Origin of the sequence: Pseudomonas lini (assembly GCF_030812475.1) — a bacterium.
Lineage (GTDB): Bacteria > Pseudomonadota > Gammaproteobacteria > Pseudomonadales > Pseudomonadaceae > Aquipseudomonas > Aquipseudomonas lini_A.
In genome coordinates, this window is record NZ_JAUSSR010000006.1 from 274084 (window position 1) to 287279 (window position 13196).

The 13196-nt window shown below is 60.2% G+C and carries 14 protein-coding genes and 1 pseudogene; 8 read left to right on the plus strand and 7 right to left on the minus strand.

Annotation, left to right across the window (positions count from 1 at the left end):
- Positions 1-9: 9 nt before the first annotated feature.
- Genes dapF through lptM form a run of 3 tightly spaced genes read right to left on the minus strand, consistent with a single transcriptional unit; the run spans position 10 to position 2287 of the window.
- Complete coding sequence (gene dapF, locus J2W17_RS13950) at positions 10-840, minus strand: diaminopimelate epimerase (RefSeq protein ID WP_307334768.1); 831 nt, start codon at positions 838-840, stop codon at positions 10-12.
- A gap of 4 nt (positions 841-844) precedes the next feature.
- Complete coding sequence (gene lysA / locus J2W17_RS13955; protein ID WP_307334770.1) at positions 845-2092, minus strand: diaminopimelate decarboxylase; 1248 nt, start codon at positions 2090-2092, stop codon at positions 845-847.
- A gap of 9 nt (positions 2093-2101) precedes the next feature.
- The gene (gene lptM / locus J2W17_RS13960; protein WP_307334772.1) at positions 2102-2287 is read right to left on the minus strand and encodes an LPS translocon maturation chaperone LptM; all 186 of its coding nucleotides are present in this window, start codon (positions 2285-2287) and stop codon (positions 2102-2104) included.
- Positions 2288-2685: 398 nt separating this feature from the next.
- On the opposite strand from lptM, the gene cyaY reads away from it, so the two are divergent.
- From cyaY to rnk, 3 genes are all read left to right on the plus strand, one after another.
- Positions 2686-3018, plus strand: coding sequence for an iron donor protein CyaY (gene cyaY, locus J2W17_RS13965; RefSeq protein ID WP_307334775.1), 333 nt, complete (start codon positions 2686-2688; stop codon positions 3016-3018).
- 4 nt (positions 3019-3022) lie between these two features.
- Entirely contained in the window at positions 3023-3241 is a 219-nt protein-coding gene (locus J2W17_RS13970; protein ID WP_307334777.1) for a DUF1289 domain-containing protein, read from the plus strand.
- A 282-nt stretch (positions 3242-3523) separates the two neighbouring features.
- Positions 3524-3934 carry a nucleoside diphosphate kinase regulator gene (gene rnk, locus J2W17_RS13975; RefSeq protein ID WP_307334779.1) on the plus strand — a complete coding sequence of 137 codons (411 nt, stop codon included), beginning with the start codon at positions 3524-3526 and terminating at the stop codon, positions 3932-3934.
- 8 nt (positions 3935-3942) lie between these two features.
- Here rnk and J2W17_RS13980 read toward each other — a convergent pair whose 3' ends face one another.
- The 3 genes from J2W17_RS13980 to J2W17_RS13990 all read right to left on the minus strand — a co-directional run bounded on the left by J2W17_RS13980 (position 3943) and on the right by J2W17_RS13990 (position 7818).
- Positions 3943-6789 (minus strand): class I adenylate cyclase, encoded by a 2847-nt coding sequence (locus tag J2W17_RS13980; protein ID WP_307334781.1) that lies wholly within the window; start codon positions 6787-6789, stop codon positions 3943-3945.
- A gap of 215 nt (positions 6790-7004) precedes the next feature.
- Positions 7005-7250 (minus strand): TIGR02647 family protein, encoded by a 246-nt coding sequence (locus J2W17_RS13985; protein ID WP_307334783.1) that lies wholly within the window; start codon positions 7248-7250, stop codon positions 7005-7007.
- A 271-nt stretch (positions 7251-7521) separates the two neighbouring features.
- Positions 7522-7818, minus strand: coding sequence for a hypothetical protein (locus J2W17_RS13990; RefSeq protein ID WP_307334785.1), 297 nt, complete (start codon positions 7816-7818; stop codon positions 7522-7524).
- 125 nt (positions 7819-7943) lie between these two features.
- Here J2W17_RS13990 and J2W17_RS13995 point away from each other — a divergent pair, with 125 nt between their 5' ends.
- Positions 7944-8603, plus strand: a complete 660-nt coding sequence (locus tag J2W17_RS13995; RefSeq protein WP_307334787.1) for a glutathione S-transferase family protein — start codon at positions 7944-7946, stop codon at positions 8601-8603.
- Positions 8604-8735: 132 nt separating this feature from the next.
- Here J2W17_RS13995 and argH read toward each other — a convergent pair whose 3' ends face one another.
- On the minus strand, positions 8736-10130 hold the full coding sequence (argH, locus tag J2W17_RS14000; RefSeq protein ID WP_307334789.1) for an argininosuccinate lyase: 1395 nt from the start codon (positions 10128-10130) through the stop codon (positions 8736-8738).
- Between the two features lie 345 nt (positions 10131-10475).
- On the opposite strand from argH, the pseudogene J2W17_RS31120 reads away from it, so the two are divergent.
- The 4 genes and pseudogenes from J2W17_RS31120 to J2W17_RS14015 all read left to right on the plus strand — a co-directional run.
- A pseudogene (locus J2W17_RS31120) lies at positions 10476-10595 on the plus strand (sensor histidine kinase); the annotation flags it as partial.
- The gene (locus J2W17_RS14005; RefSeq protein ID WP_128872557.1) at positions 10592-11338 is read left to right on the plus strand and encodes a LytR/AlgR family response regulator transcription factor; all 747 of its coding nucleotides are present in this window, start codon (positions 10592-10594) and stop codon (positions 11336-11338) included. The pseudogene J2W17_RS31120 and the gene J2W17_RS14005, both read left to right, overlap by 4 nt.
- A gap of 142 nt (positions 11339-11480) precedes the next feature.
- The gene (gene hemC / locus J2W17_RS14010; RefSeq protein WP_307334792.1) at positions 11481-12422 is read left to right on the plus strand and encodes a hydroxymethylbilane synthase; all 942 of its coding nucleotides are present in this window, start codon (positions 11481-11483) and stop codon (positions 12420-12422) included.
- Positions 12419-13186, plus strand: coding sequence for a uroporphyrinogen-III synthase (locus tag J2W17_RS14015; protein WP_307334794.1), 768 nt, complete (start codon positions 12419-12421; stop codon positions 13184-13186). The genes hemC and J2W17_RS14015 overlap by 4 nt, the downstream gene beginning before the upstream one ends.
- Positions 13187-13196 lie beyond the last annotated feature (10 nt).

The following is a 13196-nucleotide window of genomic DNA, read 5'->3' on the forward strand; positions in this document are numbered from 1 at the left end:
TTGACTCTCTCAAAGACGCACTTGTCCTTCATAAACGCGTACTGCCGGGCCGGTCATCATCACCGGTTGGCCGGGGCCTGCCCATTCAATGGACAGGCGCCCGCCTGGCAGGTCGATCAATAGAGGCGAATCCATCCACCCCTGGCTGATCGCGGCCACTGCGGCAGCACAGGCGCCGGTTCCGCAAGCCTGGGTTTCCCCGGCCCCGCGTTCCCAGACGCGCAGCTGCGCACGATTGCGGTCGATGACCTGGAGAAAACCGACATTGACCCGCGATGGGAAGCGCGGATGGTGTTCGATTTTTGGTCCCAGCTCATGCACCGGTGCGTTGTTGATATCGCTGACCCGCAGTACCGCATGGGGATTGCCCATGGACACGGCGGCCAATTCGACTGCAGTACCTTCGACATCAACCCGATAACTCAGGGCCTGTTCCGGTGCGTCGAACGGAATGTCGGCCGGCACCAGACGCGGGGCGCCCATATTGACCCCGATCTGCCCGTCGCTGCGGATATCCAGTTCGATGATGCCGCTTTTGGTTTCGACCCGGATCTGCCGTTTCGCGGTCAGGCGCTTATCGAGCACGAAGCGGGCGAAACAGCGGGCACCGTTGCCACACTGTTCCACTTCGGAGCCGTCTGCGTTGAAGATCCGATAACGGAAATCCACGTCCGGGTTGCTTGGCGCTTCGACGATCAGCAACTGGTCGAAACCGATTCCGGTGTGCCGATCTCCCCATTGCTTGGCATGCTTGGGTAAAATATGCGCGTGCTGGCTGACCAGGTCGAGGACCATGAAGTCATTGCCCAGGCCGTGCATCTTGGTAAAACGCAGCAGCATGGTATTACTCCGGCAGCAGGCTTTCGCCAGCGAACAACTCGGCTACCGTCTCGCGGCGACGCACTTCAAATGCCTGATCACCGTCCACCAACACTTCGGCGGCGCGGCCACGGGTGTTGTAGTTGGAACTCATGACAAACCCATAGGCACCGGCCGAGTGCACGGCCAGCAGGTCGCCTTCTTCCAGGGCCAGCTGACGATCCTTGGCCAGGAAGTCGCCGGTCTCGCAGATCGGTCCGACGATGTCGTAGGCACGGGCAGCGGTAGTGCGCGGGCGTACGGCGGTGACGTCCATCCAGGCCTGATACAGGGCCGGGCGGATCAGGTCGTTCATGGCCGCGTCGACGATGGCGAAGTCTTTGTGTTCGGTGTGCTTGAGGTACTCGACCTGGGTCAGCAGTACGCCAGCGTTGGCGACGACGAAACGGCCCGGCTCGAACACCAGCGCCAGGTCACGACCGTCGAGACGCTCGCGCACGGCCTTGATGTAATCGGCAGCCAGCGGCGGCTCTTCATCGCGATAACGCACGCCCAAACCACCACCGAGATCGATGTGGCGCAGGTAGATACCGCACTCGCCGAGGCGGTCGACCAGGGCCAGCAGGCGGTCGAGGGCATCGATGAACGGCGGCAGGGTGGTCAGTTGCGAGCCGATATGGCAATCGACGCCGACCACTTCCAGGTTAGGCAGCTGTGCGGCGCGGATGTACACGTCTTCGGCGTCGGCGATGGCGATCCCGAACTTGTTTTCTTTAAGACCGGTGGAAATGTACGGGTGCGTACCGGCATCGACGTCCGGGTTCACGCGCAGCGAGATCGGCGCGCGTACGCCCAGCTCGGCGGCGACCACCTGCAGGCGCTCCAGCTCATCGGTGGATTCGACGTTGAAGCAATGCACGCCGACTTCCAGGGCGCGACGCATGTCGTCACGGGTCTTGCCGACGCCGGAGAACACGATCTTGTCGGCGCTGCCGCCAGCGGCCAACACGCGCTCCAGCTCGCCACGGGAGACGATGTCGAAACCGGCGCCCAGACGCGCCAGGACATTCAGTACACCCAGGTTGGAGTTGGCCTTGACCGCAAAGCAGACCAGGTGTGGCGTGCCGGCCAGTGCATCGGCGTAAGCCAGGTACTGGGCTTCGATGTGGGCACGGGAGTAGACGTAAGTCGGCGTGCCAAAGCGTTCGGCGATGGCAGACAGGGCAACACCTTCCGCGAACAGCTCACCGTCACGGTAGTTAAAAGCGTTCATGATGTTCCCTTATTGGTAGACGTCGTGCTTGTGAGCTTTGGACGCAGGCTGCTGTTGCGATGTTTTGGCTTGCTCGACAGGGTCCTGGTTCTCATCAGGCAGGTATAGCGGGCCTTTTTGACCGCAGGCCGATAACACGCTGGCAAAAGCGACGAGCGAAGCGAGCGCAACAAGGGAAGAGATCAGGCGCTTCATGGCGAAATCCTTGAAAATGCATTAATTGCGCCGGAGTATACCGGCCACCCGGCAGCTTGCCTATGTAACGCAGCTCCCGTCCGGCGGGGCTTGGACGGATGCCGGCCAGTCAAATGCAATCCCCTGTAGGAGCTGGCTTGCCAGCGAAAGCGGTGGTTCAGTCAACGAACAGGTTGGATATGCCGGCCTCTTCGCTGGCAAGCCAGCTCCCACAGTGACCGTGTCAGACAGTTTTAATGATGTTGGATGTGCCGGCCCCTTCGCCGGCAAGCCGGCTCCTACAGGTCCGTGGTTGATGTACCCATATCGGCGCTTGATCGTTATCCTTTGCAATCCCCGGGGCTCGCCCGTATCTTGCGGCGCTTGAGCGTGATCAGACATTTTTTGAGGTTGCCGCAATGAGTTTGACCGAAGCCCGTTTCCACGATCTGGTCGATGCCACCCAGCAAACGCTGGAGGATATTTTCGACGAGAGTGACCTGGATCTCGATCTGGAGAGCTCCGCCGGTGTGCTCACCGTCAAGTTCGAGAACGGCAGCCAGTTGATTTTCAGCCGCCAGGAACCGTTGCGTCAGCTGTGGCTGGCGGCAGTGTCCGGCGGCTTCCACTTTGACTATGACGAAGAGAGCGAGCGCTGGATGTGCGACAAGAGCGAAGAGCAATTGGGCGAAATGCTCGAGCGCATCGTCAAGCAGCAGGCTGACGTCGAACTCGATTTCGAAGGTCTGTGAGACCGTGACCAAGGCTACGCCCGTTCGTGCACCCAAACCGCTCTACAGCAATGTCAGCCCGGCGGTGCCTTCGCCGTGTAGCGGTGTGTGTCGGCTGGATGAGCAGAAGGTCTGTCTTGGATGTTTTCGTCATGTCGAAGACATCCGCGAATGGCGCTCGGCCGATGATGATCGTCGGCGCATCATCTGCGCCCAGGCCACCCAGCGCAAATCCTGCGCCTGACGCATAATCTATGGGAGCGGGCTTGCTCGCGAATGCGGTGTGACAGACAAAAATGATGTCGACTGATACACCGCATTCGCGAGCAAGCCCGCTCCCACAGGGTTTCTACTTCGCCCGCCTGCAATTTCCCCCAGGCGGGGCCGTGGTCACCGCTGGCTTGTATATTTATTGAGCTGTGATAGTGTCCGGGTACGCCTCAACCCATCGAGGTTCGTGAAAACCCCGCCTTCTTCTGGCGGGGTTTTGCTTTTTTCGTGCAGAAGAAAGGAGTCTGCCCTGATCATGACCGCACCTTCCATCACCCTTACCCGTCTGGACGTACAACGTCTGGAGCGCCTGATCGACAGCCTGGATGACACGCTGCCGGGCGTTGTCGCGCTGCAAACCGAACTGGATCGCGCCGATACCCTGGTTGGTCACGATGAAGTGCCCGCCGATGTCGTGACCATGAACTCCCGTGTGCATTGCCGCGAAGAGATCAGCGGCAAGGATTACCACCTGACGCTGGTCTACCCCAAGGATGCCAATGCCGACGAAGGCAAGATTTCCATCCTGGCGCCGGTAGGCAGCGCATTGCTCGGCCTCAAGGTTGGCCAGCATATCGATTGGCCGGCTCCGGGGGGCAAGACCCTCAAGCTGACCCTGTTGGAAGTCGAATCACAGCCTGCCAATGGCGGTGACTTCCCTGAATGACACGCCACTCAGATCTGCTCGAGCGCTTCATTCAATGCACGCTCCAGATCGGCCTTGTAGCGCAGATACAGATTGCTTGAACGCTGGCCATCACCGAGCAGACCGGACAAGTCCAGGTCGGTGATGTAGCAACGGTATCGCGCGCGCTCGCGCCGCTGCCCGACGATTTCCCTGGCGACCACACTGAATAGCTGGTCGCCATGTTCCAGCTCTGAAAACTCCCGTTGATTGCAATACAACGTGATCTGCACCGGCCCAGGTGCGGCATTGCCGACGATTGCCTGCACGTCATAGAAATATTCGTTGACCGAGGTTTGCGGTGCTGGTCGGGCTTCGACCCGACGGGCCCGCACGGGGCCCGATGGCATCAGCTGGAAATACAAGGTATCCAGGCTCAGGGGCCGGGCAGCGTCGATCGGCAGCAAGGCGTCGCGCCGGTACTGGATCGATTGCAGGAATCTCTGCAACGGTACCAGCAGGCTTTGCTCATCGTGGTAGGGCACACGTTGGTGCCACAGGGCATTGAATTCATCCAGTACGTACAGGTGGGCGTAAAGCTCGCTGACCCGATAGAACACTTGAACGCATTCGGGCTGCCCCATCGGTAATACCAGCGACAGATCCTGGTCTTCTAGCGCCATCGGGTCCAGATGCAACGGGCTGTAGCAGGTGAGGTCTGCGCCCAGGTATTCGACCAGCGCCGGCAGCGAGGCGAGGGCGACGTGCTTGACATGGCCGGGCACCAGTTCCAGTACATGGAAATGCTGCTGGACCTGAATAAGATAGCGATGATTGAGTTCACTCAGCAGCAGGTTTTGCGCGGTGTCGAGAATGTCTTCAACCCGCCGGGCGATGAATTGCGCGCGGTTGTGGCAGAAGCAATGAACCCGCAGTCTGGGCAGTTGCCGCCCCTTCGGCAGATTGTTGAGATAATCGCGTACGCAAGCAAGCAAGGCATGGGGGCCATCGAAACGGCTGACCAGTACCTCGTTCCAGCTGTTGAGCGTGACCTGGTCCAGGGTCAGTACCAGATTTTCCCGAACCCCGGCATAACTCAGGGAATCGGTGCGCCCGGTGGTCATCAGGATATTCAGGTCGCGGTGGTGCTTGAGCGGATCGATGCCGACGTTTATCAGGATCAGCACCTCGCTGGGCACACTCGCGCGCAATAGCGGTTCTTCGGCAACGGCCGCCAAGGGCATGGCGATGCTCTGTTGCAGGCTGCCGAGCAGGTTGAACAGTTCGAACTCGCTCAGGTCGCTGCTGCCGGGATGCAAGGCCAGGCGGGTGCTGCTGTCGATGACGCCATTGCGGTGGCACCAGGTCAGCAGTTCCAGCAATTGACGGCTGCGCTTGATCGGCGCGAAATGCTCCCACTCGTGGGTGGTCAGGCTGCCGTTATACAAACCCCAATGAGTTTGTCCTGGCGCGTTCCTGTTCGGCACCTGCACCAGGGTCAGGGTGTCTTCGGCCAGGTCCGGGGCGATGCCCGGGTTGATGAACTCGACCTTGTTCGCCTTGCGCTCGAAGGCCGCATACAGCCGTCTACCGAGCACATTGAGCTCGCGTTTATTGATCAGGCTGACGGTGTGTTCGTTGCGGGCGAACCGGGTCAGGAAGCGATAGCTGTAATTGAGCTCATTGACCAAGGCTCCGTGCTCCGAGCCAACCTGGCGGACTTTCCACTGGCTGCGGCTATCGAGCAGGGCCAGCTGGCGCTGATCCCAGTGCCATTCATGGGCCAGGCGCTCAAGCAGCGCGCGTTGCCAGCTCGCGCTGCGACTGCTGTTGCCGGTGAGCTTGCGATTCACTTTCAAATACAATGCGCGCCGTACCAGCTCCAACCGTTCCGGCTCGTCACGGGCGCCAAGGTATTGCTCGAGACGTCGGTAAACCATGACGTAGGGATCCAGCTCGTCGAGGTCGAGCTGGTTGGCGAACACGGCGTGTTTGAAGCGCAGGCTCAGGCAATGGACTTTAGGGTGCTCGCTGGCATAGACCTCGGTCAGCAGCAGCTTGAGCAGCGACTTGTACGGCGATTCGATGCCCTTGAATAGCTGCCATAGACCGGCGCCGATGAATTCGCCGGGGGGAATGTGCGCCAGATGCCCCAGGTCCAGGGTTTCGTCGGCCCGGATGAAGCGTTTGGAAAGCAATGCGTGGGTGTAATCTTTGTAGGCAACCTCTTCATAAACCGGTACCAGCCACCAGATTGGCGTGCGTCCGGCCAGCCAGATCGCGGTGCGGTAGAACTCGTCCAGCAGCAGATAGTGCTGGGTGCTGCCACAGTCTTCGGAACTCAGTTGATGATCGCGTTCGCCGAGCACGAAGCGGGCCGGATCGATGAGGAAAAAATGCGCCTCGGCGCCCTGGCCGACGGCCCAGGTTTCGAGCAGCTGGCACTTTTTACGCAGCTCGGTCAGATCGCTTTCGCTCAAATCCGGTGCGTGACAGACCCAGACGTCCATGTCGCTCTGATCGGCCTGGGCCAGGCTGCCGAGGCTGCCCATCAGGAACAGGCCGTGAATCGGTCGGGGCGGATTGCTGCCGTGACGCGGTTTATAAGAAAACGAGCGGGTCAGGCGCTGGGCTTCGGCGAGGACGTTGGCGTCCGGTTCGTAGTTCGACAATCCGGCCGGCGTATTGCCCGAAACATAACCTGGCAGCAGCGGATGATTGACGTGAAAAAACAGCGGCAGCAGGGTCAGCACGCTTTGCTGTCGGGTTGATAGCCCGCTCATGGCGCGCGCCATGCGGCCCTCGTTCAGCTTCAGGAACCGTGCACGCAGTTGGCCAAGTACCTTGCGGTCGATGCCTTCTTCCAGGTCGGGGCGGATCTCATGGGGGTGGGTCATGTCAGCTCAAACCGGCTCGGAGAGTCCGGACGTGGAAGGCCTCAGGATGAAGGGCAGTTTAGCGCCTCGGCCCCGGGACTTTTAAGCTGGTTTCTGGTTTTTCTGACGTCAGATTTCTATCGTCGGGCACGACGGGTAGCTGACAGGTATCCGTGCCGGTCACGAAGGGTGCCCGCGGAACCCGTAGCACGGGTTTCCGTGGGCGATGCGGTAACTCAGGCTGTTTCCGGGACACTCAGAATAGTCAGAACGGTTTGTATATTTTGCGCGGCGTCACGTCCCAGGCTGGTCAGGTAACCGCCATCGGGCTGGTCGATCAGCTCTTTTTCGTGCAGGCGTTTGGCAGCGTCAATGTGTTTCGGGGCAGCGGTCTGATGAATTTTCAGACCTTCCTGGGAACTGTCCAGGTTGAAGAGGGCGAGGACTTCCAGTTCGGCAACCAACTCAGGGGTAAGCGACATAAGGACTCCAGACTTTCTAGGAATTGGACGACAGCGCCCCTAAGGTGAGCCCACTTGCGCGGCATGTCCAGTGCTCGCGACAGGGTTTTTTTGCCTCGGGATACATTCCCCGGTGGGTGCTGCTGGCTGCGAGCCAGTTTCTGTAGGAGCGAGCTTGCTCCGGGCGGCGTTCCGACGACGGCCGTTAACGATGACGCGCGAAACCCGATGCCCCGCGGCGCTCTGGGGTTTTTTCGCGAGCGAGCTCGCTCCTACAGGGGAGCAGGGTGGGTTACTTCTTTTCCGGCGGCAACTCTGGCAGAGCACGCAGCGCCGTTTCGTACCATTCGGTGTTGAACGCACGGTCTTCTTCGAGGATCGCGTCTATTTCCACCGCCAGGACATGGGCCATCAGGTTGAGGATTTCCTCGCGCTCGTAACCCACCAGGGTCAGCTTGTTGAAGGTCGCCTTGGCCGCTGGCGGATTGTCGCTTTCGATCTGGTTTTCGATGGCTTCGACCAGGGTGTTTTCGGCAAACTCTTCCTCGTCGATATCGTCTTGGTTATTGTCGGGGTTTTGCTCGCTCATGGCAGGCTCCTCAAGGAAAGACGGCCAGTTTACCTGCATTCAGCGCTGTGATGCTGCTGGCGAGAAGCGCCCAGGCGTTCTATAACTGGCGCTGCCAACCCCTTGCACGGCCTGGAGGCTATGTGATGCTCAAGCTTTATGGATTTTGTGTCAGCAACTACTACAACATGGTCAAGCTGGCGCTGCTGGAGAAGGGACTGCCGTTTGAAGAAGTGCCGTTTTATGCCGGCCAGAGCCCTGAAGCGCTGGCGATCAGTCCGCGAGGCAAGGTTCCGGTGCTGCGCGACGAGCAAGGTTTTATCAATGAAACCAGCGTGATTCTGGAGTACATCGAGCAGAGCCAGGACGGCACGCCGCTGCTGCCGAGCGATCCTTTCGAGCGGGCGCAGATTCTGGCGCTGGCCAAGGAAATCGAGCTGTACATCGAGCTGCCGGGACGTGCCTGTTATCCCGAAGCGTTTTTCGGCATGACCGTGCCGGACGCGATCAAGGACAAGACCAAAGCCGAATTGCTGCTGGGCTTTGCCTCGCTGGGCAGGCACGGCAAATTCGCCCCTTACGTGGCAGGTGACAGCCTGAGTATTGCGGATTTGTATTTCCTGTACAGCGTGCCGCTGGCCTGTGCGGTGGGGAAGAAGCTGTTCGATATCGATCTGTTGGCTGAGATGCCGGCGGCCAGGGCGTTATTGGAGCGGCTGGAGCAGAATCCGAACGTGCAGCGGATCGCGGCGGACAGGGAAGCGGCGATGCCGGCGTTTATGGCGATGGTCGCGTCCAGGAAGTAGGTTTTGTAGTGATCTGAAAGTCAGTCATCGCGAGCAAGCTCGCTCCCACATTAGATTGATGGTGAGCACCAAATCTGTGAACACCCCAGATCCACTGTGGGAGCGAGCTTGCTCGCGATGCTTTTTGACTGCTTAGCGGCTGGCGAGCAATTGCTGGCCGCGAGCCACAGCCTGTTTCACCTGCGCCGGCGCAGTCCCGCCGATATGGTCGCGGGCGTTCACCGAGCCTTCCAGGGTCAGCACTTCAAACACGTCCTGATCGATCTGGTCGCTGAACTTGCGCAGCTCTTCCAGGCTCATTTCCGCCAGGTCCTTGCCGCTTTCCACGCCATACTTCACCGCATGGCCAACAATTTCGTGGCAGTCACGGAACGGCAGGCCCCGACGCACCAGGTAGTCGGCCAGGTCGGTGGCGGTGGAGAAACCGCGCAGGGCCGCTTCGCGCATCATTGCGTGCTTGGGTTTGATCGCCGGGATCATGTCGGCAAAGGCCCGAAGCGAGTCGCGCAGCGTGTCGGCGGCGTCGAACAGCGGTTCCTTGTCTTCCTGGTTGTCCTTGTTGTAGGCCAGGGGCTGGCCTTTCATCAGGGTCAGCAGGCCCATCAGCGCGCCGAACACGCGGCCGGTCTTGCCACGCACCAGCTCGGGCACGTCCGGGTTTTTCTTTTGCGGCATGATCGAACTGCCGGTGCAGAAACGGTCCGGTAGGTCGATGAACTGGAACTGGGCGCTGGTCCACAACACCAGTTCTTCGGAGAAACGCGACAAGTGCATCATCGCGATGCTTGCCGCCGAGCAGAACTCGATAGCGAAGTCGCGATCGGACACGTTGTCCAGCGAGTTGCCACCGACCGCGTCGAAGCCCAGCAGTTGCGCGGTGTATTCGCGATCGATCGGGTAGGTCGTGCCGGCCAGTGCGGCGCTGCCCAATGGCATGCGGTTGGTACGCTTGCGGCAGTCGACCAGGCGCTCGTAGTCACGGCTGAGCATTTCGAACCAGGCCAGCATGTGGTGCCCGAAAGTCACCGGCTGCGCGGTTTGCAGGTGAGTGAAACCGGGCATGATGCTGTCGGCTTCGCGCTCGGCCTGTTCCAGCAAGCCTTGTTGCAGGCGGGTGATTTCGCTCAGGATCAGGTCGATCTCGTCGCGCAGCCACAGGCGGATGTCGGTGGCGACCTGGTCGTTGCGGCTGCGACCGGTGTGCAGCTTTTTACCAGTCACGCCGATGCGGTCGGTCAGGCGCGCCTCGATGTTCATGTGCACGTCTTCGAGGTCGATGCGCCAGTCGAACTGGCCGGCCTCGATTTCACCCTGGATGATCTTCAGGCCATCGGTGATGCTGTCGCGCTCGGCATCGGTCAGCACACCGACCTTCGCCAGCATGGTGGCGTGGGCGATCGAACCCATGATGTCGTGGCGATACAGGCGCTGGTCGAAGGTGACGGAGGCGGTGAAGCGGGCGACGAAGGCGTCGACGGGTTCACTGAAGCGGCCGCCCCAGGACTGATTGGTCTTGTCAGTGCTCATGAATTCGCTCGTATCGGCTGAAGAAAGATGGCGTTGAAAGCTGTCGCGGATAATAACAGGGTTGCCAATCCTGTCGCTGACACCGGTCGACAGGTTTTTTTCCTGATGCGTCGGCCCATACTCAAGGCAAGCCGTACGTAGATTGCGCAACGATATTTTTCAATTGAGCAATATCGTCGCGGCAACCGTCTACAGTTGGACAGTAGGGATCAGCGCACTTCCGGGCGCTGCAGCTGCCTATAAAAAGAGGGGGTGTTCATATTGTGTATCAGAAAACCCTGTGGCGATGCCTCGCCAGTGCGGGCCCGGGCCGCCAAATGCACGCCAGATAAAAATTTAGCCGTCCGACCGGCGGCACTTTTTGGCCCTCGCGCTAGTCTTAGCGTGGATCGCGGTGACGGACGTCACTTCACCTGTCTACGTTATCCTTGTGCGAGACTCACGCAGGAATCCAGCGCAATATGAATGTCCTGATCGTTGATGACGAACCCTTGGCCCGCGAGCGCCTGAGCCGAATGGTCGGCGAACTCGAGGGATACAGTGTCCTGGAGCCCAGCGCTACGAATGGCGAAGAGGCGTTGGCACTGATCGACAGTCACAAACCGGATATCGTGTTACTCGATATCCGCATGCCGGGCCTCGATGGCCTGCAAGTGGCTGCCCGATTGTGCGAACGTGAAACCCCGCCAGCCGTGGTGTTTTGCACAGGGCCCGATGAATTTGCCGTGGAAGCCTTACAGGCAAGTGCCGTAGGCTATCTGGTGAAACCTGTGCGTACAGAACAGTTACATGAAGCGTTAAAGAAAGCCGAGCGACCCAATCGTGTCCAACTCGCCGCCTTGACCCGCCCGGCTGCCGAGAGTGGCAGCGGGCCTCGCAGCCATATCAGCGCCCGTACCCGAAAAGGGATCGAACTGATCCCCTTGGGTCAGGTGGTCTACTTTATTGCCGATCATAAATACGTGACCTTGCGCCATGAAGGCGGCGAGGTGCTGCTTGATGAGCCTCTCAAGGCCCTCGAAGATGAATTCGGCGACCGTTTCGTGCGCATTCACCGCAATGCGCTGGTGGCCCGTGAGCGAATCGAGCGCCTGCAACGCACGCCCCTGGGACATTTTCAACTGTTTCTCAAAGGCTTGAACGGTGACGCTTTGATCGTCAGCCGCCGTCATGTGGCGGGCGTTCGCAAAATGATGCAACAGCTGTAATTCGCCGGTCTCAGGCGAACTTCACACCCGATTGCCGGACATCCGGGGCCAGGGAGGGCAGGCGTTAGCTGATACAAGTCAAAGTGGATTTGGCTGAGCTGTTATTATCGGCCGTATCTATTCAGTACGGATTGATTGATCCATGTCCTCTCGCGAAATCCGCATCGCCACCCGCAAAAGTGCTCTCGCCCTGTGGCAGGCCGAATACGTCAAAGCCCGTCTGGAAGAGGCTCATCCCGGACTGCTCGTGACCTTGGTACCCATGGTCAGTCGTGGCGATAAACTGCTCGACTCGCCCTTGTCGAAAATCGGCGGCAAGGGTCTGTTCGTCAAGGAACTGGAAACCGCGCTGCTGGAAAACGAAGCCGACATCGCCGTGCATTCCATGAAGGACGTGCCGATGGACTTTCCCGAAGGCCTTGGTCTGTTCTGCATTTGCGAGCGCGAAGACCCGCGCGATGCATTCGTCTCCAATACTTACGCGAGCCTGGATGAGTTGCCTCAAGGCAGCATTGTCGGCACCTCCAGCCTGCGCCGCCAGGCCCAGTTGCTGACCCGCCGCCCCGACCTGCAAATCCGCTTCCTGCGGGGCAACGTCAATACCCGGCTGGCCAAGCTCGATGCCGGCGAATACGACGCCATCATCCTCGCCGCCGCCGGCCTGATTCGTCTCGGCTTCGAAGATCGCATCACCTCGGCCATCAGCGTCGACGACAGTCTTCCGGCCGGTGGCCAGGGCGCGGTGGGGATCGAATGCCGCAGCGTCGACAGCGACATCCACGCATTGCTGGCGCCGCTGCACCATCAAGACACTGCCATCCGCGTCACTGCCGAACGTGCCCTCAACAAGCACCTCAACGGCGGCTGCCAGGTGCCGATCGCCTGCTACGCCATACTCGAAGGCGACCAGATCTGGTTGCGTGGCCTGGTGGGCGATCCAGGCGGCGGTCTGCTGCTCAGTGCGCAAGCCCGTGGGCCACGCAGGCATGCCGAAGCCCTGGGCGTGCAAGTGGCCGAAGACCTGCTGAACCAGGGTGCCAACGACATCCTGAAGGCGGTCTACGGCGAGGCAGATCACGAGTGACCGGCTGGCGCCTGTTACTGACGCGTCCTGCGGATGAGTCAGCGGCGCTGAGCAATGCTTTGGCGCAAGTGGGGATTTTCAGCAGCAGCTTGCCGCTTTTGGAGATCGAGTCGATTCCTGTCTCTGACACAATGCGTGAGGTGATCCGGGATCTGGAGCGCTATTGCGCGGTGATCGTGGTCAGCAAGCCGGCTGCCAGGAAGGCGGTGGGCTTGCTTGGCCAGTATTGGCCACGACCCCCTTGCCTGCAGTGGTTCAGCGTGGGTGCGGCGACCGCGCAGATCTTCCAGGCGCGCGGGGTGGACGTCAGCTTCCCGGTCGAGGGCGATGACAGCGAAGCCTTGCTTGAACTTCCCCGGCTGCGCGAGGCTATCGCACGGGCCGATCCACGGGTGCTGATCATGCGTGGGGAGGGTGGGCGCGAGCTGCTGGCTGAGCGTTTGCGCGAGCTAGGTGCTAGTGTCGACTACCTGGAGTTGTACCGGCGAAAACTGCCGAACTATCCCCCAGCAGCGCTGCCCGAGCGGATTCGGGCGGAACGCTTGAATGGGCTGGTGGTCAGCAGTGGACAGGGTTTTGAGCACCTGCGGCAGTTGGCGGGCGATACCTGGCCGCAATTGGCGCGGTTGCCGTTGTTTGTTCCAAGCCCCAGGGTTGCCGAGCTGGCATGGGCCGCCGGGGCTGAAAAAGTTGTGGATTGTCGTGGCGCCAGCGCCGCGGCTTTGCTAACGGCGTTGCGGGAGCATCCCGAACCCGTTCTCTAATGCAAAGGAT